Here is a 23716-nt window from a genome sequence, read left to right as displayed (position 1 = left end):
TGGAGAGGTTGCATGTCCAGCGCCCGTCTTGCCGCTGCCCTGGTGGCCGCGATCGCCCTGGCCTCGGTCCTGGGCCAGTATGCCATCCTGACGCAGGATCCCGCCTATGCCGACGCCACGGCGCGGATCTGGCATCTGGCGAAATTCTTTACCATCCTGACAAATGCGCTGATCGGGGCCCTCATGGCCCTGGTCGCATTGAACCGCCACCCGGGCGACGGGGCGCTGGCGGGCGGGCTGCTGTCGATCCTGATGGTGGGTATCGTCTACCATGCGTTGCTGGCGCCCGAGACGCCGTTGCCCGGCTGGGACTGGTGGACCGATCTGGGCTATCACACCCTGGTGCCGCTGGGCATGCTGGTGTGGTGGCTGATCTGGGGCGGCAAGCGCCTGCGCTGGGGGCAGTTGCCATACTGGTTGCTGTGGCCGCTGGGCTATTGCGTCTATGCGATGATCCGGGGCGGGATCGAGGGCGACTACCCCTATTTCTTTCTCGACGTCGGGCGATTCGGCGCGCCCCGCATCGCGATGAACATCGCCGGCCTGGTCGTGGTCTTTGCCCTGATGGGCGCGCTGATCCTGCTGGCCGCGCGCCTGTTGCACCGCCCTGCGCGCGATTGACGCAGATCAACGCGGGCACCGGACACGCGCGCTAACCCGTAACCACACGCGAACATGGAGAAACAGCATGTACAAACATATCATCGTTGCCGTTGATCTCAGCCATGGCGATGCCGGCAAGGCCTTGATCGACAAGGCCAAGGCGCTTGTGGACGCGGGCGGTGTCATCCGCCTGCTGCACGTCCTCGAGGATGTGCCAAGCTATATCGCCGCCGAACTGCCGCGTGACCTGAACGACCGCCGCCAGGCCGAGGCCAAGGTGGAACTGGGCGTCATGGCCGAGGGCGCCGACCTGGTGAACGAGATCCGCACCGGCGCGCCCGCCAGTCAGATCCTGCAATGCGCCGAGGACAACGGCGCGGACCTCATCATGATCGCCTCGCACCGTCCCGGCCTGAGCGACTATTTCATCGGCTCGACCGCGGCCCGGGTGGTGCGTCACGCCCAGTGCTCGGTGCTGATCTCGCGCTGAGCGCGGACACCGACGGGCGCGCACCGATCCCTCGCGGTGCGCGCCCGGTTTGTCAGCGGAAGTGGATCGCGAAACGCTCGCGCACCGCGCGGTCGATGGCGGGATCCACCTGGCAAGGCGCTTTCGCCAGCAGGTCGGCCGTGCGCCGCCGTGCCGCGGTCAGCAGATCGGGATGGCCCGCCTCGGCCCATTCCTTTGGGCTCATGCGGTTGCCCAGCGCCGGATAGACATATTCGGTCTGCATCAGTTGCAGCGTCTGATCCGCCCCCAGGTAATGCCCGGGCCCGGTCAGGCAGACCTCCTTCATCACCTCGATGGACAGGCTGTCCTCGGTCACGTCGATACCCCGGACACACCGCAGCGCCTGGCCAAGGATGTCATCGCCCAGCGTCAGGCTTTCAAAGCTGAAGCCCAGAAGCGAAGCGTGCATCCCCACGGCCTCGTAGACCATGTTCAGACCGGCCAGACCGGCCAGCGTGTTCGAGATCGCCTGCTCCCAGCCGGCCTGCATGTCGGGCAGCTTGCTGTCGGCGATCCCCGCCGCCGCGCCACCAGGCAGGCCATAGAAGCGATGCATCTGGGCGCATCCCGCGGTCAGCAGCGCCTGCTCGGCGCTGCCGCCCGACATGGCCCCCGTGCGCAGGTCGCTGACAAAGGGCCAGGTGCCGAAGATCGCCGGATGCCCCGGTGCGATCGCGTTCACGTAGACCACGCCCGCCAGACATTCCGCCACCGCCTGCACGATCGACGCCGCGATCGGCGCCGGGCTGGTCGCGCCGGCCTGACCGGCCGACAGCAGCAGCACCGGCATCCCGGCGCGGATGCAATGCTCCATGGTGATGCAGCTTTCCTCGGCGAATTTCATCGGCGGAACGACGAAACAGTTCGAGTTGCTGACAAAGGGCCGTGCGCGCCAGGCGTCCTCGCCGCCGGCGACCATGTGGATCAGATCCATGCAGCCGGCCACATGCGACGGGTCGCTGAATGAGGTGCCGACATGCTTCTGCGTGCCCGCCATCGCACCGTAAAGCGTGTTGATGTCCATCTCGAAATTGTCGGTGACATCGCGGCAGACGCAGATCCGCTGGAAGAAATGCACGTTGTCCAGATGCTGCACCAGCCGGGCGGCGTCGTGCAGATCCTGCGCGGTCGAATCGCGGTAGCGGTTGGTCTCGGGATCGACCACATGCACCGCCGCGCCGGCTGTGCCGTAGTGCACGCGCGTGCCCTCAAGCCGCAGGTCATGGCGCGGGTCGCGGCCGTGCAACGTGATCCCGCGCGCGGCCTTGGCCAGCATGTCCTCGACCAGCGCGCGCGGATAGCGCAGGCGCCCGTCGTCGCCCAGGATCGCCCCCGCCCCTACCATCGCCGCAATCCCCGAGGGCGGCGCATTGGCCAGGCCGATCACCTCCAGCGCCTCCAGCGCGGCCTGGTGGATGCGCAGCACCGCGGCCCTCGCTCAGGGGCGCATATTGCCCCGACAGCCCCGCGCGCACCGGCCGCTTGTCCGCATCCAGCGGCGCGGCCCGCACCGCCACCGCGCCGCGCGCCCCGATCGCCGGGCCCGAGCGGGCGCACACAGTTCATCCGACATCCGCATCTCCTTCATCTTTGTGCCCGAAATATCCTCGGGGTTTCCCAGGGGTGAAAACCCCCTTGGGGCAGAAGTGCGGGGCGGCAGCCCCGCCCTGTCACATCCGCACCCGGTGCCCCGGGATCGTACATCGGCGCCAGCGACGCCCGCGCCGGCACCCGCCGCCCGGCGACGTCGATCTCGTAGGTGCTCGCCAGCACGTCCTCGCCGGGCTGGCAAGGCACATAGCCCATCGCCACCGAGCCCCCCAGGTGGTGGCCGTAATTGCCCGAGGTCACCGTCCCCACGATCCGCCCGTCGCGCCAGATGGGTTCGTTGTGATAAGCCATCGCGGCCGGATCCGTCAGCAGGAACTGCACCATGCGCCGGGTGAGCCCGGCCTCGCGCTTGCGCAAGACCGCCTCGCGGCCCAGGAAATCGCCCTTGGCAGTCTTGACCGCAAAACCCAGGCCCGCCTCCAGCACGTGGTCCTCGTCGGTGATGTCATGGCCCCAGTGGCGAAACCCCTTTTCGATCCGGCAACTGTCCAGCGCGTGCAACCCGCACAGCGTCAGGTCCGGCGTGGCCTCGATCAGGCTTTCGAACACATGCGCCGCCTGGTCGGTGCTGACATAGAGCTCCCAGCCCAACTCGCCGACATAGCTGACCCGATGCGCGCGGCAGACACCCAGTCCGATCTCGATCTCGCGCGCCGTGCCATAGGGAAAGGCGGCATTGTCCAGCGCGTCAGGCGTGACGCGGGCCAGCACGTCGCGGGCCTCGGGGCCCATCAGGCACAGCACCGCTTCGCCCGCCGTCACATCGGTGACGACCGCGAAATCGTCGCCCAGGTGGCGGCGCAGCCACGCCAGGTCGCGTTGCAGCGTCGCGCCGGGAACCACCAGCAGAAAGGCCGTCTCGGTCAGCCGGGTGACGGTCAGGTCGCTTTCGATCCCGCCCCGGGCGTTCAGCATCTGGGTGTAGACGATCCGCCCGGCGTCCACATCCACGTCATTGGCGCAGACCCGTTGCAGAAAGGCGGTGGCGCCCGGCCCCTCGACCCGGATCTTTCCGAACGAGGTCATGTCGAACAGCCCGGCGCGCTGGCGCACCGCCAGATGCTCGGCCTTCTGGTTCGCGAACCAGTTCTGCGGTCCCCAGCTGTAGCGATAGGCCCGTTCCTGCCCGGGGGCCGCGAACCAGTTTGCGCGCTCCCAGCCGGCGGCCTCGCCAAAGACCGCGCCGCGCGCCGCCAGATGTTCGTGCAGCGGCGAGCGACGCACGCCGCGCGCGGTCTCGACCTGCCGATAGGGGTAATGATCGGCATAGAGCAGGCCCAGCGTTTCCGTCACCCGTTCCTTCAGGTAACGACGGTTGCGCTGGAACGGTTGGGCCCGGCGGATGTCCACCTCCCACAGATCGAAGGGCGCCTCGCCCTCGGTCATCCACGAGGCCAGCGCCATGCCCGCACCGCCGGACGACACGATTCCCACCGAGTTGTAGCCGGCCGCGACCCAGTAGTTCCCCAACTCGGGCGCCGGACCGAGGTAATAGCGGTCGTCGGGCGTGAAGCTTTCGGGCCCGTTGAAAAAGGTATGGATCCCGGCCGACTGGAACAGCGGCATCCGGTTCATCGCAGCGGCAAGGATCGGTTCGAAATGGTCGAAATCCTCGGGCAGGCTGTCAAAGCAGAATTCCTCGGGGATTCCGGCCATGCCCCAGGGCTTTGCCTTGGGCTCGAACGCGCCGAGCATCATCTTGCCTGCGTCCTCTTTGTAATAGGCGCATTCGTCAGGCACGCGCAGCACGGGCAGCCGGCCCAGCCCCTCGACGGGTTCGGTCAGCAGGTAGAAATGCTCGGCCGCGTGCAGGGGCAGCGTGACACCCGATTGCGCAGCCAGATCGCGGCCCCACATGCCGCCGCAGTTGACGACATGCTCGCAGGCGATGACGTGGCCGGTGTCCACCTCGACTCCGGTGACGCGCTTGCCGTCGTCCAGCACGCGGGTGACCTTGACCCCTTCGTGGATCTGCGCGCCCCTCTGGCGCGCGCCGCGCGCCAGAGCCATGGCGATGTTCGCCGGGTCGCATTGGCCATCGAGTGGCAGATGCACCGCGCCCACCACATCCGCGACATGGAGATGGGGATACATCGCCTTGACCTCGGCCGGCGAGATTTCGCGAACCTCGACGTCAAAGGCGCGGGCCAGCGCGGCCTGGCGATACAGCTCTTCCTTGCGGGCCTCGGTCAGGGCGACGCTGATCGAGCCGTTCTGACGCATCCCGGTGGCAATGCCGGTTTCGGATTCGAGCCGGACGTAGAGATCGGCCGAATATTTCGCGAGCCGCGTCATGTTCAGCGAACCGCGCAACTGGCCGATCAGCCCGGCGGCGTGCCAGGTGGTGCCGCAGGTCAGTTGCTTGCGCTCCAGCAAGACGATGTCCGTCCAGCCGGCGCGGGCCAGGTGATAGGCGACCGAACAGCCGGAAACGCCCCCGCCGATAATGACGACACGGGCATGGGTGGGCAGGGTCATGGGTTACCTCAGGCGATGGGATGGCCGGCCGCGCGCAGGCGGCGGGCGATGGCGGCGATATGGTCGGGCCCGGTCTCGCAGCAGCCGCCCACCAGCGTGGCGCCCTGCGCGACCCAGCCCATGGCGAATTCGGCGTAGCGTTCGGGCGTCATCTCGGGGCGGTTCGACAGCGCATCGACGGTCGCGTTGTCTTTCAGGAAATCCGAGGTGATCTGCTGGAACCCGTTGGCATAGGCACCGAACGGCTTGCCGAAACCGGCGAGGACCGGCACGGCCTGGTCCATCGCCTCGGGGGCGGAACAATTGGCGAGGATGGCCTCGACCTGCGGCGCAATCGCCGCGACCGCGGCCAGCGGTTCGCCGGACCTGAGGCGCGTGCCGTCGCGGTCGTCCACGGTGAGCGACAGCCACAGCACCGCGCCGGGCGCCCCCTTGCGGACCCCCTCGACCAGCGCCCGGGCATGGGCGAGCGAGGCGACCGTTTCGCCGACGACAAGGTCGCAGCGCGGCGCCAGGATGGCCGCCACCTCGGCATAAAGGGCGACGGCCTCGGCGTGGGGCGGCAGGGTTTCCGGGCGATACGAGGCCACCAGCGGCCCGGTCGATCCGGCGATCAGGCCGCGCCCACAGGCGTCCCGCGCGGCCTCGGCCTGGGTCAGGGCGGCGTCGAAGAATTCGGCAAAGCGATGGTCCAGGCCGAACTTGACGAAGCGGTCGTGGTGGATCGCGTAGGTGTTCGTCGTCGCCAGACTGGCCCCGGCGGCGAAATAATCGGCGTGGATCGCCTGCACCAGCCCCGGGTGGTCGATCATCACCCGCGTGGCCCAGAGCGGCGAGGGCTGATCGCCGCCCCGGCGGATCAGTTCCTGGCCCATGCCGCCGTCCAGCAGGGTGACCGTCGGCTTCGGGGGGCTGCTCGCCCCCCGAGCCCCCTCGCCAAAGGGGGCCACGGCCCCCTTTGGAAACCCCGTGCGTTCTTTGAACAAGGTGATGCTCATGCGCGCAGTCTCGCGTTGGTGGGGTCCCACAAGGGCCCCTCGCCGTGGACCGTGGCCGCGTGGCGTTGGCCGAAGATCTCGATCTCGAGCGGCGTGCCGGGGGCGGTGTGGGCGGTGCGGATCATCGCCAGCGCGACGCAAGCGTTGACGCGGTAGCCCCAGGCGGCCGAGGTGACCTCGCCCACGATGGTGTCGCCGGCCCAGACATTGGCCATGTAGGGCGGATCGAAATCGGGGGCATTCACGGTCAGCACGGTGAACCGCTTGGCCGGGCCCGCCGCCTTTTCGGCTTGCAGCGCGGCCTTGCCGGGGAATTCGCCCGACCAGTCGATGAAACGGCCGAGCCCGCCTTCGAGCAGCGAATAATCGGTCGAAAGATCGCCTTTCCAGGCGCGATAAGCCTTTTCGATCCTGAGGGAATTCAGGGCCTTCATGCCGAAGGGCGTGGCCCCGGCATCGAGAAGTGCCGCGTGGATCGTGGCGGCATCGGCGGGGTCGCAATGGACCTCCCACCCCAGTTCGCCGGCAAAGGACACGCGGATCAGCGCCACGTCCCGGCCCGCGACCCGGGCCTGAAACTGGACCGAAAGCCACGGCAGGTCCAGGTCGCCGTCGGTCAGTTCAGAGAGAACCGTGCGCGCCTTGGGGCCGGTGACGATGAAGCAATGGATGCGGTCCGACCAGTCCTCGATCGTGACCCCGGCGGGCAGGTTTCGACGCAAGAGGTCGGCGTCGTGGCTTTGCGCGACGCCCGCGGTGATGACGCCGATATCCGCGTCGCTCGCGGGCAGCACGGTCATCTCGGTGACGATCCGGCCGCGCGCATCGGGGAAATACAAGAGCCCGGTGCGACCCGGCGCGGGGATGCGCGAGGCCGTAAGGCTTTCTAGATGGGCGCGCGCGCCGGGGCCGACCAGCCGCAGACGGGTGAACCCGGGCAGGTCGAGCACCCCGCAGCCATCGCGCACGGCCTCGCATTCGGCCTTGATCCGCGGTTCCCAGGGGCCGGCGCGGCGGAAGGTCTGCGTGGCCTGCCACGAGGTGTCGTCGCCCGGTTGCGCGAACCACTCGGCGCGCTCCCAGCCATTGAACGCCCCCATCTGCGCGCCCAGACTTTTGAGCTGCGCATGCACGGGCGACAGTTTGCGGTCGGCGCCCGCCGGCCAGCGCGCCATGGGGAAGTGGATGGCGTATTCGTGGCCGTAGACCTCTTTGCCCTTGGCGACGCAATAGTCGTGGTCCTCGAAACCGGTGAAGCGGCGCGGGTCGCATGACCACATGTCCCATTCGGTGCCGCCCTCGGTCACCCATTCCGCCAGAACCTTGCCCGCGCCGCCGGCCTGACAGATGCCGAAGGTGAAGACGCAGGCCTCGAACGCGTTGGGCACGCCAGGCATCGGGCCGATCAGCGGGTTGCCGTCGGGGGTGTAGGGAATGGGGCCGTTGATGACCTTTTGCAGCCTGGCCTGTTCCAGCAGCGGCACGCGGGCCATGGCGTCGGCGATATGCCACTCCAGCCGCTCCAGATCGTCGGGATAGAGCTGAAAGCTGAAATCCTCGGGCATGGGGTCGTCGGGGGTGGCCCAGTGCGCGCGGCAGGGATTTTCATAAGGGCCCAGGTTGAAGCCCATCTTTTCCTGCCTGAGGTAATACGAGCTGTCCACGTCGCGCAGCAGCGGCAACTTGTGGCCACTTTCGTGGCTCCAGCGTTCCAGTTCGGGGATGGTGTCGAACAGAAGATACTGGTGGCTCATCACCATCATCGGCACGCGGCGGCCGAACATCGCGCCCACGCGCGCCGCGTAATACCCGCCCGCGTTCACCACGTATTCGCAGCGGACCTCGCCCTTTGGGGTGTCCAGCACCCATTCGTCACCCTCGCGCCGGGCGGCGGTGACGGGGCGGAAGCGGTCGATCCGCGCGCCCATCTGCCGCGCGCCCGCGGCCAGCGCCTGGGTCAGTTGCGCGGGATCGATGTCGCCGTCATAGGGATCATAGAGCGCGCCGGTCAGATCGTGGGTTTCCAGGAACGGGTAGCGGTCGCGGATCTCGGAGGGCGACAGGATCGCCAGGTCCATACCCTGATACCGGCCCATGCCGGCGACCTTTTGGAACTCGCGCAGACGTTCCGCGCTGTGACCCAGCCGGACAGAACCGGTGACATGATAATTCATGGGATAATCGACCGCGTCGCCCAGCCCGCGATACAGCTGCGCCGAATACCGCTGCATGTTCATGATCGACCACGAGGAACTGAAGGTCGGCACATTGCCCGCCGCGTGCCAGGTCGATCCCGCGGTCAGCTCGTTGCGCTCCAGCAGCAGGCAATCCGTCCAGCCCGCTTTCGCCAGGTGATAGAGCGCCGAGGTGCCAACGGCCCCGCCCCCGATGATGACCACGCGCGCTGTTTCGACCATGCCGCCCTCCTTCGTTCTGGCGGCAGTATGGCGCGGCGCGGGCCGGGCTGGCAATTCGCCTGACGGGGCCGAATTGATCGGAATTTCCGATCAACCGCCCTTGATGCGCTGCATCAGATACACTTCGTTGTCGGGCGACACGGGGCGGTGCAGCCCACCGGACAGCACCTCGCCGTCGATCACCACCGACACGCCGGCCTCGATCACCGGTTTCAGGCCCGGATGGGCCCGCACCAGCGCCTCCAGCATCTGACCGACGGTCGCCGCCTCGACCGGGACGACCGTGGCGCCCTGTGTGAACCTTTTCAGTCCTGACCAGAGGTGGACGTCAAGGGGTTGCATGGGATTGTGCCCAGAGTTTGTCGGGTTTGATGGGGAGGTTGCGGATCCGGTGTCCGGTTGCGGCGTGGATGGCGTTGGCGATGGCGGGGAGGGGTGGGGTGATGCCGGTTTCGCCGACGCCGCGGACGCCGTAGGGGTGGCCTGGGTTGGGGACCTCGACGATCACGGTGTCGATCATCGGCAGGTCCGAGGCCACCGGCACGCGGTAGTCCAGGAACACCGGGTTCTGCAGCCGGCCGTCGGGCCCGTAGACGTATTCCTCGTTCAGCGCCCAGCCGATGCCCTGCGCGGCGCCGCCCTGATACTGCCCTTCCACATAGGACGGGTGGATCGCGCGGCCCGCGTCCTGCACCACCAGGTAGCGCAGGATCGTCGTGCGGCCGGTCTCGGGGTCGACCTCGACATCCACCACATGCGTGCCGAAGGACGCGCCCACGCCCTCGGGCGTGGCCTCGTGGTGGCCCGAGATCGGACCCCCCGTCTTGCCCATGCTCGCGCCGATCTCGGCGATGGTCATCGGCGCGAACCGGCCCGCGTTCTCGCCCGCCGGATGCGCCGCGCCGTCCGCCCAGCTCACCGCCTCGGGGTCGATGCCCCAGGCCGCGGCCGCGCGCCGGCACATCTCGTCGATCGCCTGGCCCGTCGCCACCACCGCCGCCTTGCCGCTGGCGAAGGTCGCGCGCGAGCCGTGCGTCGGCTCGTTCACCCCCAGCGCGCCGGTCTCCACCACGTTCACGCGCACGTCCTCGTAGGGGATGCCCAGCGTTTCCGCCACCATCAGCCCGATCGACGCCCGCGAGCCGCCGATGTCCGGCGTGCCCACCGACACCTGCGCCGTCCCGTCCTCGCCGATCGCCATCGACACCGAGGTCTCGCCGCCGTGGTTGAACCAGTAGCCGGTGGCGATCCCGCGCCCCTGGTTCGGACCCAGCGGGATCCGCAGGTTCGGATGCGCCCGCGTCGCCTCGAGCACCTCGACCAGGCCGATCGAGGCGAAGGTCGGCCCGTAGCTGGCCTTGTCCCCCTCGCGGACCGCGTTCGTCAGGCGCACCGCCAGCGGGTCCAGGCCCAGCTCGCGCGCCATCTCGTCCAGCAGGCTTTCCACCGCGAACGCCCCCATCGGCGACCCCGGCGCCCGGTAGGCCGCGCATTTCGGACGGTTCGCCAGGACGTCATAGCCCAGGTGCTGGATCGCCGGGATGCGGTAGGGCGCAAAGCAGCAGAACAGCGCCATGTCCACCGGCGCCCCGGGGAACGCCCCGCCCTGCATCCGGAACTCGGCCCGCGCCGCCGTCAGCCGGCCGTCCGCCATCATCCCCAGCGTCACGTCCATCGACGCCGACGCCGTCGGACCCGTCGCCCGCAGCACCTCGGCCCGGCTCATCACCAGCTTCACCGGCCGCCCCCCCGCCTTGCGGCTCAGCGCCAGCGCCAGCGGCTCCATGAAGATCGTCGTCTTGCCCCCGAACCCGCCGCCGATCTCGGACGGCGTCACCCGAAGCTGCGCCGCGTCCAGGCCCAGAACCCCCGCGCACATCTGCCGGATGTACCACTGGCCCTGCGTGCAGACCCACATCTCGCCCTTGCCGTCCGCGCCCAGCTGCGCCACGCAGGCGTGCGGCTCGATATAGCCCTGGTGCGTCGCCTCGGTCGTGTAGCGCGCCGTGCGCACCAGGTCCGCCGACGCCAGACCCGCCGCCACGTCGCCATGGCCGAAGTCGATCACCCGCACCACGTTCGGATGCAGACCCTCGGGCACCGAATGGTCCGCCGCCCCCGCCCGGATCACCGGCGCCCCCTCGGCCATCGCCGCGTCCACATCGGTCACATGCGGCAGCACCTCGTAGGTCACCTCGATCCGCTTCGCCGCGTCCTGCGCCAGCAAGGCCGAGGTCGCCGCAACCGCCGCAACCGCGTGCCCGTCATAGAGCGCCCGCTCGCCCGCGATCGTGTTCTCCTGCAGGTTCCACGTCTCGCCCGTCAGACCCTCGGGAAAGTCGGCCCGCGTCACCACCGCCTTCACCCCCGCCATCGCCAGCGCCTTCGACGCGTCGATGCGCACGATCCGCGCATGCGCGTGCGGCGAGCGCACCACCGCCGCGTGCAGCATGTTCGAGGCCGCGTAATCCGCCCCGTAGCGCGCCCGCCCCGTCACCTTGTCCAGGCCGTCGGGACGGTCCGGGCGGGTGCCGACATACTTGAAGCTGGTCTTCCGCTCGTCCTTCGGCATCACGCGCCCCCCCTGAGGTCCGCCGCCGCGGCCTGAACCGCGCGCACGATCTTGTCATAGCCCGTGCAGCGGCACAGGTTCCCCGCCAGCCAGTAGCGGATCTCGGTCTCGCTGGGGTCCGGGCTCTGCTCCAGCAGCGCCTTCGCCGCCACCAGGATCCCAGGCGTGCAGAAGCCGCATTGCAGCGCCGCGTGTTCGATGAACCGCCGCTGCAACGGGTGCAGCGCGCCGTCCGCCCCCGCCATCCCCTCGATCGTCTCGATGCTGCGGCCCTGCGCCTCGACCCCCAGCACCAGGCAGGACGACACCAGCACCCCGTCCAGACGCACCGAGCACGCCCCGCAATCGCCCGTGCCGCAGCCCTCCTTCGAGCCCGTCAGCCCCAGGTGGTCGCGCAGGCAGTCCAGCAGCGTCTCGCGCGGGTCCGCCAGAAACTCGACCGCGTCGCCGTTGACCGTCGCCGTCACATGGATCTTGCTCATTGCGCGGCTCCTTTCGCGCGGTTTCCTTTCGCGCGGTTGTAGGCGCTCTGGGCGACCCGGCGCGCCAGGACCCCCGCCACATGGGTGCGGAACGCCGCCGTGCCGCGCTTGTCGCTGATCGGTCTCGCCGCCGCCCGCGCCGCCGCCGCCAGCGCCTCGAGCGCCGCCGCGTCCAGCCGGCTGCCGACGATCGCCCGCGCCGCCGCCTCGACCAGAAGAACCGTCGGGGCCACCGCCCCCAGCGCCACCCGCGCCTCGGCGATCGTGTCCCCGTCCAGCCGCAGGTTCACCGCGCAGCCGACAACCGCGATGTCCATCTCCGTGCGCGGAATGAACCGCTGATAGGCGTCCGCCGCCGACGCCCCGCGCGGCGGCAGATGCAGCGCCGCGATCACCTCGCCCCGCGCCAGCGTGGTCCGCCCCGGGCCCGCGGGGATCGACGAAACCGCGACAACCCGCCGACCCGAGGGGCCGACCACCGTCGCCGTCGCACCCGCCGCGATCAGGCCCGGAACCCCGTCCGCCGCCGGAGACCCGTTGCACAGGTTCCCGACCAGCGTCGCCCGGCCCTGAACCTGCGTCGAACCCACCAGCGTCATCCCCTCGACAACACCAGGCCACGACGCCGAAAGCGCCGCATGCGCCCCGAGACGCGCCCCCGACACCGCGCAACCGATCGTCCAGCCCTCGGCCGAGGACCCAACGATATCCCCAGACCCCGCGATCCGCTTCAGGTCGATCACGTCATCCGGACAAACCGAACCCGAACGAAGCTGAACAAGAACATCCGTCCCCCCACCCAGAAAACGCGTCAAACCACTCAAACCAGACGCCAAAACCGACGCTTCCTCAAACGATACCGGACTGTGATAACGCATCGTCCCTCCTCAGAATGTGGCGGCAGAGTGCGCGAGGACGACCGCCTTGCGCAAGGGGGGCCCCCGGCCAAAGGCGAAACGGCGCCACGCCGCAGGCGGCGCCGTCCGGTCCCCGGCGGGGCGTCAGATGCTGAGGCAGACGTATTTCAGTTCGAGGAAATCCTCGATGCCGAAATGCGAGCCCTCGCGCCCCAGGCCGGATTGCTTGACGCCGCCGAAGGGCGCGACCTCGGTCGAGATGATCCCCGTGTTCACCCCCACGATGCCGTATTCCAGCGCCTCTTGCACGCGGGTGATGCGCCCCACGTTCTGGGCATAGAAATAGCACGCCAGCCCAAAGATCGTGTCATTGGCGAACTGGATCGCCTCGGCCTCGGTCTCGAACTTGAAGAGCGGCGCAAGGGGGCCAAAGGTTTCCTCTTGTGCGACCTTCATGCCCTGCGTGACCCCGGTCACCACCGTCGGCTCGAAGAAGGTTCCGCCCAGCGCGTGGCGCTTGCCGCCCGACAGCAGCGCGCCGCCGTGGTCCAGCACATCCTTGATATGCTCCTCGACCTTGGTCACCGCGGCGGCGTTGATCAGCGGGCCGGTGGTGATGCCGTCGCTCAGACCGTCGCCGACATTGAGCTTTTCCACCGCCGCGCGCAGCTTTTCGGCAAAGGCGTCATAGACCCCGGCCTGCACATAGATACGGTTCGCGCAGACGCAGGTCTGGCCATTGTTGCGGAACTTGGACATCATCGCGCCCTCGACCGCGGCGTCCAGATCGGCGTCGTCGAAGACGATGAAGGGCGCGTTGCCGCCCAGTTCCATCGAGCATTTCATCACCTGATCGGCGGCCTGGCGCAGCAGGATGCGCCCCACCTCGGTCGAACCGGTGAAGGTCAGCTTTCGCACGCTGGGGTTCTCGCAGAATTCCTTGCCGATGTCGGACGAACGCGAGGAGGGCACGACCGAGAACAGCCCCCCGGGCACGCCTGCGCGTTCGGCCAGCACCGCCATGGCGATCGCCGACAGCGGCGTTTCGGCCGCCGGGCGCGCGACGAACCCGCAGCCCGCGGCCAGCGCCGGCGCCACCTTTCGCGCGATCATGGCGTTGGGAAAGTTCCACGGCGTGATCGATCCGACCACGCCCACCGGCTGCTTCAGCACCGTGATGCGCTTGTCGCGCAGGTGGCCGGGGATCGTTTCGCCGTAGATGCGCTTGGCTTCCTCGCCGAACCATTCGACGAAAGCCGCGCCATAGAGGATCTCGCCGCGGGCCTCGGGCAGGGGTTTGCCCATCTCGGCGGTCAGGATCGTTCCCAGGTCGTCGGCGTTGGCGACCATGAGGTCATACCATTTGCGCAAGATCGCGGCGCGATCCTTTCCGGTGCGGGCCTTCCACTCTTGCATGGCGTTGTCGGCGGCGGCGATGGCGCGGGCGACCTCGGCGCGGCTCAGGTCCGCGACCTGCGCGATCACGTCGCCGCGCGCGGGGTTGGTCACGGCGAAGGTCTTGCCGTCATCGGCCCAGATCCACTCGCCCGCGACATAGGCGCGGGTTTCGAACAGCGACGGGTCCTTGAGAAGGGCACGAAGATCGGTAGGTTGGTCCAACATGATGTCCTCATCGTCAGGTCGCCGGCTGGGCGGCGCGGGGTGATGGCAGTCTGACCACAAATTACTTAACAACGCAAGCAATGGCGCCGACATGCACAAAGATCTGAGCCGCGACTACGCCAACGGCGACTTCATCGCGGGGGCGGAAACCTACCCGCCCCGCTGGGCGACCGAGGCCGCGGCAATGCGCAGGCGGCTGGGCGACAGGGCCCGCACCGGGCTGCCCTATGGCGACGGCACGCGGCAGACGCTGGATCTGTTCCTGCCCGAAACCTCGGCACCCGCCGGGCTGATGGTCTTCATCCATGGTGGATACTGGATGGCCAACGATGCCGCAAGCTGGTCGCACCTGGCCCAGGGCGCGCTGGCCCGCGACTGGGCGGTGGCCCTGCCCACCTACACCCTGGCCCCCAACGCGCGCATCCACCAGATCACCGACGAGATCGAGACCGCGATCACCCTGGCCGCCGACCTGGTCCCCGAGGGGCCGATCGTCGTCACCGGCCATTCCGCCGGCGGGCATCTGAGCGCCCGCATGGCCTGCGCCGATCGTGCGCCCGCCTGGGCCGACCGGCTGGCGCGCGTGGTGCCGATCTCGCCGTTGTCGGACCTGCGGCCGCTGATGCAGACCGACATGAACCGCACGCTGCACCTGGACCTGGCCGAGGCCGAGGCCGAAAGCCCCGCCCTGCTGGCGCGGCGCGCGGGCGTCGATTGCACCGTCTGGGTCGGCGGGCAGGAACGGCCGGCCTTTCTGTGGCAGGCGCGGCTTCTGTCCGAAGACTGGGACTGCGCCTGGCATGTCGCGCCGGGGCTGCACCATTTCAACGTGATTGACGATCTGGCCGATTCGGAAAGCCTGCTGATGCGCACCTTGCTGGATTGAACGCCGCTCGAATCGCCGCGCCCGGGTTCGGGTTCGGGTTCGGCACCCCGGCTCACAGCCTGGAACTGATGACGCCGGTGTTGAACCCGCCCATGCGCAGTTCCCCGAACAGGCGCTGGTATTCGATTTTCGGGCACCGGTTCTGGATGAAATTCACCCCCCGTTCGGCGCACATCGCGCGGGCCTCGTCACTGACGACGCCGATCTGCAACCAGACGGTGCGCAGCCCCGGCAGGTGGTCCAGCGCCTCGCGCACGATGGGGGCGACGTGTTCGGACCGGCGGAAGACGTCCAGCATGTCCACCTCAGGGGGCAGATCGCCCACCCCGGCGACGACCGTCGCGCCCAGCAAGGTCTCGCCCGCGTGGCCCGGGTTCACCGGGATCACCCGCTTTCCCCTGAGGCCCAGGTAGCGGGCGACGAAATAGCTGGGGCGCACCGGATTGGGCGACACGCCGACCACCCCGACAACGTGGATCGCGGTCAGAATGTCGCGCAGGGTGGAATCGTCGGGGGCGTCCTGGGTCATGGCATCAGCTTTGCAAAATGCGACCGTCGGCCACAACCCCCCGACGCCCTTCGATCCACGAAAAAGCGCCCGGTCGGGACCGGGCGCCAGTTGGGAACGAGGGACAGTGGAGGAAACGCGAGAGTTCCGGCTCGCTGCTTCATGTGATGATATGGGCACGCCCCCCGGGAAAAGAAGAGGGGTCGCGGATTCGTGATGCCGGTGCGAGCCGGCGCCGATCCGGGTGCGCGCCGGTTCAGCGGCCGGCGGTCGCGGCATACAGCGACACCGCCGCCGCGTTCGAGACGTTGAGACTGCCGAACGCCCCGCCGAAGGGAATGCGCACCAGCGCGTCACAGGTCTCGCGCGTCTTTTCGCGCAGGCCCGGCCCCTCGGCGCCCAGCACCAGCCCGATCGGCCGCGTGCCCGCCCCGGCAAGCCCCTGCGCCAGGGTTGTCCCGGCCTCGCCGTCCAGACCCAGCAGCACGAACCCCATGCGCTTCAGGGTCTCCATCGCCTCGGCCAGGTTGGTGACGCGCAGATAGGGCTGGCGTTCCAGCGCCCCCGAGGCGGTCTTGGCCAGTGCGCCCGTTTCCGGTGCCGAATGGTGGCGCGGCGCGATCACCGCGCGGGCGCCGAACACCTCAGCCGAGCGCAGGATGGCGCCCACGTTGTGCGGATCGGTCACCCGGTCCAGCAACACCACCACCGGAGCCCCAGCGCCCGTGGCGCAGACGTCGTCGAACCGGCCCCAGTCGAGCGGCTTCACCTCGAGCGCGGCGCCCTGGTGCACGCTGTCGGCGGCCAGCGGCGCGCCGAACTTGCGCGCATCCTGAATTTCGGGCTGCATCCCGCTGGCGGCGATGGCATCGGCCAGCTTGTCGGCCGCGTTCTTGGTCACCAGCAGGCGCAACCGTTCGCGCGCCGGGTTCATCAGCGCATCGCGCACCGCGTGCAGGCCGAACAGCCAGACGGTTTCCGCCGCCGCCGCCCGCTTGGCGCGTTCCTTGTCGATCACCCAGGTCGGTTTCTTCATCTCGCGCCCCCAAAAGCCGCGCTCTCCATGCCCCGGACGGCCCGCGCGCGCAAGTCAGTCATCAAAGTCCGACCCTTCGTCGCGCAGGATCGCCTTCAATTCGCGCAGGTGGTTTTCGGCAAAGTCGGGATAGGCGGCCCATTCCCGCGCGACCTTCTCGGCCACCGGATCCGGCAGCACGCGCAGCGGCCGCCCGGTCTGAAGCGCGCGGATATAGGTCTCGGCCCCGCGTTCGAAATAATAGAGCCGGTTGAACGTCTCGGCCACGGTGTCGCCGACCACCAGCACCCCGTGATTTCCCATCACCAGCGCGATGATCGCCGGATCGGCCAGCAGCGTGGCGCAGCGCGCGCCCTCGTCCTCGAACGCCATGCCGCCATAGTGATCGTCCACCACATGGCGCCCAAAGAACATGGCGGTGTTCTGGTCGATCGCCGGCAGACGCGAATCTGCAAGGCTTGCCAGCACCGTCGCGTGGACCGAATGGACATGCATCACGCAACGCGCGTGGGGACAGGCGCGATGAATCGCCCCGTGCAGCCCCCAGGCGGTGGGATCGGGGGCATCCGTCCGCGCCATGGTCTCGGGGTCGTCCGCATCCAGTTCCAACAGGTCGCGGGCGCGGATACGCGCGAAATGGCGCCCGTTCGGGTTGATGAGAAAGCGCCGTCCGCCCGGGTCCAGGGCCAACGAGAAATGGTTCGCGACCGATTCGTGCAATCCCAGCCGCGCGGCCCAACGGAACGCCGCCGCCAAGTCGCCACGCGCCGCTTCGGCCCGGTTGTCCCGCATGATTGTCCTTTCGCGATTCGTCGCGGCATCGTGCCACAAATCCGGGCGACCGGGGGAACAACCCGCGCCCCGCGCCGGCGTCGCATGGCGGAAGTTTCCGCCGTTTTCCACCCTTGACGCCCCTCGCCCCCTTCGCTATTCCCCGGCCTCGTCAGGGTGACGAGCTGCAAGGTGCGGCAGCGGACTGTAACTCCGCCGGGGCGACCCACGCCTGGTTCGATTCCAGGGTCACCCACCATCCCCCTTTCGGATGGTGGGGCCGGTCCTGGGCCGCTATTCCTCGATAAAGTCCGGCGCGATCTCGATCGGGAAGCTCACCGATCGGGCAATGAAGCAGACCTTGTGGATCTCTTCGTGAATCGCGCGCGCACGGGCCAGATCCGCGCCGCGCCGCAGCGTGATCCGCGGCCGCAGCACGGCCCGGACAAACCGCCCGGCCCCGCCGGTTTCGAGCGCGCCGATCCCCTCGGGCGTGTCCTCGTAGCCGGTCACGACGATGCCGGCATCCGAGGCCAGGTGCAGATACCACAGCATGTGGCACCCCGAGAGCGCCGACAACAGCAGGTCCTCAGGGTTCATCAGCGCCGGATTGCCGCCCAGAAGCGGGTCGTTCGACATCGGGATCACGGGTTTCCCGGGCACCGCGACCTCCCAGTCGCGGCGATAGGCGCGGTAATGCGCCGTGCCCTCGCCGGTGTTTCCGGTCCAGCGGATGTGCGTGGTGTAGCTGTGAGATTTCAAAAGCTTACTCCAGGGCTTGAAGGACGAGATGCGCCGCGATCATCCACATGATCGCGCCGATGACGCATTCCACGATCACCCAGGCGCGTGGACGGGCCAGAACCGGCGCGAGGTAGCGCGCGCCAAATCCCAAGGCGGCGAAAAACACCGCCGAGGCCAGCATCGCCCCCAGGCCGAACCGGACTTCATGCGGGCTGTATTGTGCGGCCAGGGCGCCCAGCAACGCCAGCGTGTCCAGATAGACATGCGGGTTGAGCCAGGTCAGTGCCAGGCAGGTCAGCACGACCCGGCGGCGCGACGCCGGCCCGCCCGCACCCGCCGCCAGTGCCGCCCCGCCCCGCAGCGCGGCGCGAAACCTGAGCGCGCCGTAAACCAGCAGGAACACCACGCCGCCCCACAGCATGACCGGCGTCAACCAGGGCAGCGCCTCGGCCACGGCGCCAAAGCCCGCCACGCCCAGCGCGATCAGCAGCGCGTCCGAGCCCGCGCAAAGCGCCACCACGACCGCCACATGTTCGCGCCGGATCCCCTGGCGCAGCACAAAGGCGTTCTGCGCCCCGATGGCCGCGATCAGCGACAGGCTGGCCAGAAACCCGGCGACCAGCGCGTTCATGCTTCCTTCCTCTCGCGCCACCAGTCCTGCACTTGCAGCGCCCAATAGGTGGCCTGCGCGGCCGCCAGACCCACCGGGCCGCCCGCCCAGTCCAGCCCAAAGGGCGCAAACAGCGCGACGCGGTCCGAGGTGCCGAGGATCGCTTCGGCCGTCACACGCCCTCCGATGGCGGTGGTGTTCAGCCCGTGGCCACCGAACCCGGTGACATGCCAGACCCCCGGCTGCAACGGGCCGATCTGCGGCATCCGGTGGCGCGCGTAGGCCATGAGCCCCGACCAGACCAGATCCGTCTTCAGCGGTCCGAGTTGCGGATAGACGCCCAGCATCTCGGCCCGGAGGGCGCGGCCGATCCCGGCGGGCGACGCCGCGTGGGTGGTGATGCGCCCGCCCCAGAGCAGGCGCGTGCCGTCCTGGACCAGGCGATAGTAATCCCCGGCCCGCCGGTCGTCGCCCACCGCCATGCGGGTGCGGATGGCCTGGGCCAGCAGGTCGGGCGCGGGTTCGGACAGCATCACATAGGTTGCGATGGGCAGGATCGCGCGACGCAAACGCGGCACCAGCGGGCCGGTATACCCCCCCGTCGCAAGGACCACGCGCGGAGCCTCGATCCGGCCGGCGGGTGTGGTCAGCACCTTGAGCGGGCCGTCGAGATCGGCGCCAGTGACGGGGCTTTGTTCAAAGACCAGCCCGCCCAGGCGCTCGACCTCGGCCACCAGCGCGCGCAGCGTGTTCAGCGGATGGATGTGAAAGGCGGTGCGTTCCGCGATCCCGTGTTTGTAGCGCGCGGTCTCCAGGTGGCGGCGAATCGCGGCCTGGTCCAGGTAGGGCGCTTCGGGCGTCGCATCGGCGCGCAGATCCTCGGAGCGGTCATACCGCCTGAGCCGCAGGATACCGGGCACGGGATCAGCCCCTGCGATCGCCAGGGTCGCGATCTCGTGGCGCAGGATTTCCACCCCCTCGGAGGACAGCGCCTGCAGGGCCTCGGCCTGGGCCGCGCCGACGCGCCGCCGGATCGCCGCCGCGCCGCTGGCGAACCCGTCCGAGACGAAGCCGCCGTTGCGCCCTGAGGCGCCCCAGCCCACCGCCTGCGCCTCGATCAGGGCGACGCGCATTCCGGCGCGCGCCAGGGACAGCGCGGTAAAGACACCCGCGAATCCGGCCCCGATGACCGCGCATTCGACCGACACCCGGCCCGTCAGCGCGGGGCGCCGACGGGCATCGGCCAGGGTGCGGCTGTAAAAGGTATCGGGATAAGGGGCGGCGGTTTCGGCGCCGGGGGAACGGGGGCCAAGGGATCGGGGATCGGGGGATCGGGGATCGGGACGCATCGGGGACCTGACAATGATCGCCGCACGCTATGCCAGCGGCCATCCGCCTGCAAGAACCGCTACCCGTCGCCCCCGCCCCGATCGCGCGGTTCCAGATTGGCGATCTCGGCGATCGCCAGCATCCGCGCCTGATCGAGCATTTCGGCCAGCGCCGTCAACCCGTGCAGCCGCGCATAGGTCAGCAGGTCCTCGAGAACCCGTATCATCCATTCATGGGCCAAGGCGCCGCTCCTCTTCGGTATGGCGGAAGCCTGCGGCATGTGTGTTGACAAAGCGTTGCCCGGAACGGAAAAGGCCGCCCCCGTGCGGGGCGGCCCGTCGCATGACGTGACGTCAGGGGTTCAGCGCGGCCCGGCTTCCAGCGCGTCTTCGAACGTGCGCAACCCGGTCGTCGGGGCCTGAACCAGAACCGCCATATTGCCCGGCTTGTGCTGGTTCTTCAGCATCTTGACATGGGCCATCGGGATTTCGGCCCAGGGAAAGACCTCGGACATGGCGGGGTCGATGCGGCGCTCGATCATCAGGCGGTTCGCGGCCGAGGCCTGTTTGAGGTGCGCGAAATGCGACCCTTGCAGGCGCTTTTGGTGCATCCACATGTAGCGAACGTCAAAGGTGCAGTTGAACCCCGAGGTCCCGGCGCAGATCACCACCATGCCGCCCTTCTTGCACACCAGCGCCGAGACCGGGAAGGTTGCCTCGCCGGGGTGTTCGAAGACCATGTCCACGTTCACGCCCTTGCCGGTGATGTCCCAGATCGCCTTGCCGAACTTGCGCGCCTCTTTCAGCCAGTCGTTGTATTCCTGGCTGTTGACCTTGGGCAACTGGCCCCAGCATTTGAAATCGTTGCGGTTGATGACGCCTTTGGCCCCCAGCGCCATGACGAAGTCGCGCTTCGATTCATCGGAAATGACGCCGACCGCGTTCGCGCCGGCCGCGTTGATGAGCTGGATCGCAAACGACCCCAGCCCGCCCGAGGCCCCCCAGACCAGCACGTTCTGGCCCGGCTTCAATTCGTGCGGGTGGTGCCCGAACAGCATCCGGTAGGCGGTGGCCAGCGTCAGCGTGTAGCAGGCCGATTCCTCCCAGGTCAGGTGCTTTGGCCGCGGCATGAGCTGCTGCGCCTGCACCCGGGTGAACTGCGCGAAGGACCCGTCCGGCGTCTCATAGCCCCAGATGCGCTGGGTCGGGCTGAACATCGGGTCGCCGCCGTTGCATTCCTCGTCGTCGCCGTCGTCCTGGTTGCAATGGACCACGACCTCGTCGCCGACCTTCCATTGCCTGACCTTGTCGCCGACGGCCCAGACAATCCCCGCCGCATCCGATCCGGCGATGTGATAGGGCTGCTTGTGACCGTCGAACGGGCTGACCGGCACGCCAAGCCCGGCCCAGACACCGTTGTAGTTGACGCCTGCGGCCATCACCAGGACCAGCACCTCGTGGCTGTCGATCTGCCAGGTATCGACCACCTCGACCTGAAAGGACTTGTCGGGCTCGCCGTGACGCTCGCGGCGGATGGCCCAGGCATACATCTTCTTGGGCACATAGCCGAGGGGCGGCATTTCGCCGATCTCGTAGAGGTCTTTCTCGGGGGCGTCATACTTGACGATGCCGGGGTTGTGGTCGAGGGCCATGGGTCTCTCCTGAGAATCGAACGCCGCGTCGCAGAATATACGAAGCAGTTGCAGCATTGATAAAATCGGTCGCGCAACTATACAACCCCTTAACGGGCGAATTTGTAATTTTATGTCTCTGTGACTTCCGGCAATTCCAGCGCCGTCTGGCAGTATCCGCCCGGCAGGTCGGGTTCGGCCAGGCGTTGGATGGCCGAGGCCGCGTAATAGCCGACGATCCCCTCTTGCCCCGGCGCGATGCGCAGTGCGTCCTCGTCGCGCAGCACCAGCCCGCGATGGACCAGCGCGGCCAGGCCCGTGTGCAGCGCCGCGTTGACCCCGCCTGGCAGATGCAGCGTCGCGCCCTGCGCGCGCGCGTCGTCCACCAGCCGCGCGGTCAGCGGGCGCAGCGCCTCGAGCGACGACGCCCCGCCCGCCCGCACCAGCGCCGCGGCCGCCAGAGGCACCGGCAACACCGGCACTGCGGCGCGCACCCGGGTCATCAGCAGGTCGGCCAGGGCCTCGGTGCTGGCGCCGGGCTGCGTGGTCAGGAAATCGCGCAGCGACACCGGCGCGCCGTAGCAGACCGCCGCATTGCCGAAGGTGCGGAACCGCCCGCGCGCCTTTTGCCACATCAACCGCAGCACCCAGCCCGCGGCCTCGGTCAGGCGCACGCGGAACCGGCGCTCGCCGGTGATGGCGGCCTTGTGCAGGATGCGGTCCTCGAGCACCCGGTCATAGTTCAGCGCGACCGGCACAAAGACCACATCGCGGCTGTCCGAGGGGCGGAAATCGCGGACGATATAGTGCAACAGCCCCTTTTTGGCCGGACCCACCGCGCCCGACAGGCTGAGCCCCCCCTCGGGGAAGATCGCCTGCGTCACCCCCTCGTGCACCGACATCTGCACATAGCGCGCCAATACCGCACGATAGAGCGGGTTCGAATCGCGCCGGCGAATGTAATAGGCCCCCATCGCCCGGATCAGCGCCCGCAGCGGCCAGACCTGCGCCCATTCCCCGACCGCATAGCTCAGCGCCGAGCGGTCGGCCGCCAGCCATGTGACCAGCACATAATCCATGTTGCTGCGGTGGTTGATGACGAAAACCACGGCCGATCTGGGGTCGATGGCGCGCAGGGTCTGCGCGTCGCCCGCGCCCAGATGCACGGAATAGAACATCCGGCTGAGCCGGCGCGCAACGCGGATCGCAAAGCCGAAATAGGCGGCGGTGGAAAAGCCGGGCACGATCTCGCGCGCGTAGCGGCGGGCCTTTTCAAAGGCGACCGAACGCGGAATGCCCTGTTCGCGGGCAAAGTCGGCGACGGCCTCCATCACCTGCGGGTCATAGACCAGCCGCACGACATAGTCCTGCCTGCGCACCAGCTTGAACGGCTGGATGGGGCGTTCGAGGCGCTTGTTCAATTCCTCGACCGCGCGTTCCATCCGGCGGCGGAAGAACCAGCGCACCGACGGGAACAGGAAATGCGACAGAAACGATGCCCCCGCGAACAGCAGGATCAGGATCAACAGCCAGAGGGGGACCGGGATCGGGGAAAGCATCGCCACAGATTGGCGGAAACCCCCGGCGGCGACAATGGGCTAGGATGACAGGCGGCGGGCAAACGGGTATCTTGCCCCCAGGACGGGAGGCACGGATGGCAGGCGGTTGGGCAAAGGACGGCGCGGTGAACGAGCAGATCGAAACGTCGATCGGCGAGGAACTGGCGCGGATGCGGATGCGGGCACGACCGGGCGGGGAAAGCCGGACCCATTGCATCGCCTGCGAGGAACCGATCCCCGAGGCGCGCCGCGCCGCGCTGCCCGGCGTCGCCTTGTGCCTGGAGTGCCAGCAAGAGCGCGACCAGGCCTTTCGCGCGCGCCCCGGGATCAACCGGCGCGGGTCCAAGGACAGCCAGTTGAAATAGCGGCCACCGGGGGCCGCGTCCGGCCCAGGGGCCGGAGTGCGTCTTTCCGGCCGGACGACGGCGCGCCGCCGCGTCGCAGCGATTCCCGGCTTGACATTATCTTTCGCCCGAATATTCCCTTCGGGT

At 68.6% G+C, this 23716-nt stretch carries 21 protein-coding genes, 1 tRNA gene and 1 pseudogene; 5 read left to right on the top strand and 18 right to left on the bottom strand.

Annotation, left to right across the window (positions count from 1 at the left end; translation table 11 throughout):
• The first annotated feature begins 12 nt into the window (after positions 1–12).
• Positions 13–621, top strand: coding sequence for a Pr6Pr family membrane protein (locus H6900_07005; GenBank protein MCC0073022.1), 609 nt, complete (start codon positions 13–15; stop codon positions 619–621).
• 67 nt (positions 622–688) lie between these two features.
• A complete protein-coding gene (locus tag H6900_07000) occupies positions 689–1093 on the top strand; it encodes a universal stress protein (GenBank protein MCC0073021.1) in 405 nt (134 codons plus the stop codon).
• A 52-nt stretch (positions 1094–1145) separates the two neighbouring features.
• Here the strand turns inward: H6900_07000 and H6900_06995 are convergent.
• From H6900_06995 to H6900_06955, 9 genes and pseudogenes are all read right to left on the bottom strand, one after another.
• Positions 1146–2687, bottom strand: a pseudogene (locus tag H6900_06995) (trimethylamine methyltransferase family protein).
• A gap of 11 nt (positions 2688–2698) precedes the next feature.
• Positions 2699–5203, bottom strand: coding sequence for a GcvT family protein (locus H6900_06990; protein ID MCC0073020.1), 2505 nt, complete (start codon positions 5201–5203; stop codon positions 2699–2701).
• Between the two features lie 8 nt (positions 5204–5211).
• Complete coding sequence (locus H6900_06985) at positions 5212–6201, bottom strand: homocysteine S-methyltransferase family protein (protein MCC0073019.1); 990 nt, start codon at positions 6199–6201, stop codon at positions 5212–5214.
• Positions 6198–8618 (bottom strand): FAD-dependent oxidoreductase, encoded by a 2421-nt coding sequence (locus H6900_06980; protein ID MCC0073018.1) that lies wholly within the window; start codon positions 8616–8618, stop codon positions 6198–6200. Before H6900_06980 ends, H6900_06985 begins: the two co-directional genes overlap by 4 nt.
• Positions 8619–8708: 90 nt before the next feature.
• Positions 8709–8960 carry a MoaD/ThiS family protein gene (locus H6900_06975; GenBank protein ID MCC0073017.1) on the bottom strand — a complete coding sequence of 84 codons (252 nt, stop codon included), beginning with the start codon at positions 8958–8960 and terminating at the stop codon, positions 8709–8711.
• Complete coding sequence (locus tag H6900_06970) at positions 8947–11190, bottom strand: xanthine dehydrogenase family protein molybdopterin-binding subunit (protein ID MCC0073016.1); 2244 nt, start codon at positions 11188–11190, stop codon at positions 8947–8949. Before H6900_06970 ends, H6900_06975 begins: the two co-directional genes overlap by 14 nt.
• On the bottom strand, positions 11190–11672 hold the full coding sequence (locus H6900_06965) for a (2Fe-2S)-binding protein (protein ID MCC0073015.1): 483 nt from the start codon (positions 11670–11672) through the stop codon (positions 11190–11192). Before H6900_06965 ends, H6900_06970 begins: the two co-directional genes overlap by 1 nt.
• Positions 11669–12550 (bottom strand): xanthine dehydrogenase family protein subunit M, encoded by an 882-nt coding sequence (locus tag H6900_06960; GenBank protein MCC0073014.1) that lies wholly within the window; start codon positions 12548–12550, stop codon positions 11669–11671. Before H6900_06960 ends, H6900_06965 begins: the two co-directional genes overlap by 4 nt.
• A gap of 123 nt (positions 12551–12673) precedes the next feature.
• Positions 12674–14152, bottom strand: a complete 1479-nt coding sequence (locus H6900_06955) for an NAD-dependent succinate-semialdehyde dehydrogenase (GenBank protein MCC0073013.1) — start codon at positions 14150–14152, stop codon at positions 12674–12676.
• A gap of 91 nt (positions 14153–14243) precedes the next feature.
• On the opposite strand from H6900_06955, the gene H6900_06950 reads away from it, so the two are divergent.
• On the top strand, positions 14244–15038 hold the full coding sequence (locus H6900_06950; protein ID MCC0073012.1) for an alpha/beta hydrolase: 795 nt from the start codon (positions 14244–14246) through the stop codon (positions 15036–15038).
• 52 nt (positions 15039–15090) lie between these two features.
• Here H6900_06950 and H6900_06945 read toward each other — a convergent pair whose 3' ends face one another.
• From H6900_06945 to H6900_06935, 3 genes are all read right to left on the bottom strand, one after another.
• The gene (locus H6900_06945) at positions 15091–15567 is read right to left on the bottom strand and encodes a CoA-binding protein (GenBank protein MCC0073011.1); all 477 of its coding nucleotides are present in this window, start codon (positions 15565–15567) and stop codon (positions 15091–15093) included.
• A gap of 235 nt (positions 15568–15802) precedes the next feature.
• Positions 15803–16582 (bottom strand): 23S rRNA (guanosine(2251)-2'-O)-methyltransferase RlmB, encoded by a 780-nt coding sequence (gene rlmB / locus H6900_06940; GenBank protein MCC0073010.1) that lies wholly within the window; start codon positions 16580–16582, stop codon positions 15803–15805.
• 54 nt (positions 16583–16636) lie between these two features.
• Complete coding sequence (locus H6900_06935; protein ID MCC0073009.1) at positions 16637–17374, bottom strand: class II aldolase/adducin family protein; 738 nt, start codon at positions 17372–17374, stop codon at positions 16637–16639.
• 154 nt (positions 17375–17528) lie between these two features.
• On the opposite strand from H6900_06935, the gene H6900_06930 reads away from it, so the two are divergent.
• Positions 17529–17612: transfer RNA gene (locus H6900_06930), tRNA-Tyr, on the top strand.
• 35 nt (positions 17613–17647) lie between these two features.
• Here the strand turns inward: H6900_06930 and H6900_06925 are convergent.
• The 6 genes from H6900_06925 to H6900_06900 form a co-directional block, all read right to left on the bottom strand.
• Positions 17648–18115: an OsmC family protein gene (locus H6900_06925; GenBank protein ID MCC0073008.1), complete on the bottom strand. Its 468-nt coding sequence runs from the start codon at positions 18113–18115 to the stop codon at positions 17648–17650.
• Positions 18116–18119: 4 nt separating this feature from the next.
• Positions 18120–18728 carry an amino acid transporter gene (locus H6900_06920; GenBank protein ID MCC0073007.1) on the bottom strand — a complete coding sequence of 203 codons (609 nt, stop codon included), beginning with the start codon at positions 18726–18728 and terminating at the stop codon, positions 18120–18122.
• Positions 18725–20056: an FAD-dependent oxidoreductase gene (locus tag H6900_06915; protein MCC0073006.1), complete on the bottom strand. Its 1332-nt coding sequence runs from the start codon at positions 20054–20056 to the stop codon at positions 18725–18727. The genes H6900_06920 and H6900_06915 overlap by 4 nt, the downstream gene beginning before the upstream one ends.
• A 59-nt stretch (positions 20057–20115) precedes the next feature.
• Complete coding sequence (locus tag H6900_06910) at positions 20116–20277, bottom strand: hypothetical protein (GenBank protein ID MCC0073005.1); 162 nt, start codon at positions 20275–20277, stop codon at positions 20116–20118.
• Positions 20278–20397: 120 nt separating this feature from the next.
• Positions 20398–21687 (bottom strand): crotonyl-CoA carboxylase/reductase, encoded by a 1290-nt coding sequence (gene ccrA, locus H6900_06905; GenBank protein MCC0073004.1) that lies wholly within the window; start codon positions 21685–21687, stop codon positions 20398–20400.
• A gap of 110 nt (positions 21688–21797) precedes the next feature.
• Entirely contained in the window at positions 21798–23225 is a 1428-nt protein-coding gene (locus H6900_06900; GenBank protein MCC0073003.1) for a 1-acyl-sn-glycerol-3-phosphate acyltransferase, read from the bottom strand.
• A 95-nt stretch (positions 23226–23320) separates the two neighbouring features.
• Here H6900_06900 and H6900_06895 point away from each other — a divergent pair, with 95 nt between their 5' ends.
• On the top strand, positions 23321–23590 hold the full coding sequence (locus tag H6900_06895) for a DksA/TraR family C4-type zinc finger protein (GenBank protein ID MCC0073002.1): 270 nt from the start codon (positions 23321–23323) through the stop codon (positions 23588–23590).
• Positions 23591–23716: the final 126 nt, after the last annotated feature.

Source organism: Rhodobacter sp. (genome assembly GCA_020637515.1).
In the GTDB taxonomy this organism is placed as follows: domain Bacteria; phylum Pseudomonadota; class Alphaproteobacteria; order Rhodobacterales; family Rhodobacteraceae; genus Pararhodobacter.
This window is presented reverse-complemented; position numbering and strand designations above follow the sequence as displayed.

What these genes read in the sequence shown, in the direction of transcription:
- H6900_06960 (MCC0073014.1), bottom strand. Translation starts at nt 12,550, where the DNA reads ATGCGTTATCACAGTCCGGTATCGTTTGAGGAAGCGTCGGTTTTGGCG.
- H6900_06990 (MCC0073020.1), bottom strand. Translation starts at nt 5,203, where the DNA reads ATGACCCTGCCCACCCATGCCCGTGTCGTCATTATCGGCGGGGGCGTT.
- H6900_06975 (MCC0073017.1), bottom strand. Translation starts at nt 8,960, where the DNA reads ATGCAACCCCTTGACGTCCACCTCTGGTCAGGACTGAAAAGGTTCACA.
- H6900_06895 (MCC0073002.1), top strand. Translation starts at nt 23,321, where the DNA reads ATGGCAGGCGGTTGGGCAAAGGACGGCGCGGTGAACGAGCAGATCGAA.
- H6900_06920 (MCC0073007.1), bottom strand. Translation starts at nt 18,728, where the DNA reads ATGAACGCGCTGGTCGCCGGGTTTCTGGCCAGCCTGTCGCTGATCGCG.
- H6900_06900 (MCC0073003.1), bottom strand. Translation starts at nt 23,225, where the DNA reads ATGCTTTCCCCGATCCCGGTCCCCCTCTGGCTGTTGATCCTGATCCTG.
- H6900_06965 (MCC0073015.1), bottom strand. Translation starts at nt 11,672, where the DNA reads ATGAGCAAGATCCATGTGACGGCGACGGTCAACGGCGACGCGGTCGAG.
- H6900_07000 (MCC0073021.1), top strand. Translation starts at nt 689, where the DNA reads ATGTACAAACATATCATCGTTGCCGTTGATCTCAGCCATGGCGATGCC.
- H6900_06980 (MCC0073018.1), bottom strand. Translation starts at nt 8,618, where the DNA reads ATGGTCGAAACAGCGCGCGTGGTCATCATCGGGGGCGGGGCCGTTGGC.
- H6900_06970 (MCC0073016.1), bottom strand. Translation starts at nt 11,190, where the DNA reads ATGCCGAAGGACGAGCGGAAGACCAGCTTCAAGTATGTCGGCACCCGC.
- rlmB (MCC0073010.1), bottom strand. Translation starts at nt 16,582, where the DNA reads ATGAAGAAACCGACCTGGGTGATCGACAAGGAACGCGCCAAGCGGGCG.
- H6900_07005 (MCC0073022.1), top strand. Translation starts at nt 13, where the DNA reads ATGTCCAGCGCCCGTCTTGCCGCTGCCCTGGTGGCCGCGATCGCCCTG.
- H6900_06915 (MCC0073006.1), bottom strand. Translation starts at nt 20,056, where the DNA reads ATGCGTCCCGATCCCCGATCCCCCGATCCCCGATCCCTTGGCCCCCGT.
- H6900_06955 (MCC0073013.1), bottom strand. Translation starts at nt 14,152, where the DNA reads ATGTTGGACCAACCTACCGATCTTCGTGCCCTTCTCAAGGACCCGTCG.
- H6900_06935 (MCC0073009.1), bottom strand. Translation starts at nt 17,374, where the DNA reads ATGCGGGACAACCGGGCCGAAGCGGCGCGTGGCGACTTGGCGGCGGCG.
- ccrA (MCC0073004.1), bottom strand. Translation starts at nt 21,687, where the DNA reads ATGGCCCTCGACCACAACCCCGGCATCGTCAAGTATGACGCCCCCGAG.
- H6900_06950 (MCC0073012.1), top strand. Translation starts at nt 14,244, where the DNA reads ATGCACAAAGATCTGAGCCGCGACTACGCCAACGGCGACTTCATCGCG.
- H6900_06985 (MCC0073019.1), bottom strand. Translation starts at nt 6,201, where the DNA reads ATGAGCATCACCTTGTTCAAAGAACGCACGGGGTTTCCAAAGGGGGCC.
- H6900_06945 (MCC0073011.1), bottom strand. Translation starts at nt 15,567, where the DNA reads ATGACCCAGGACGCCCCCGACGATTCCACCCTGCGCGACATTCTGACC.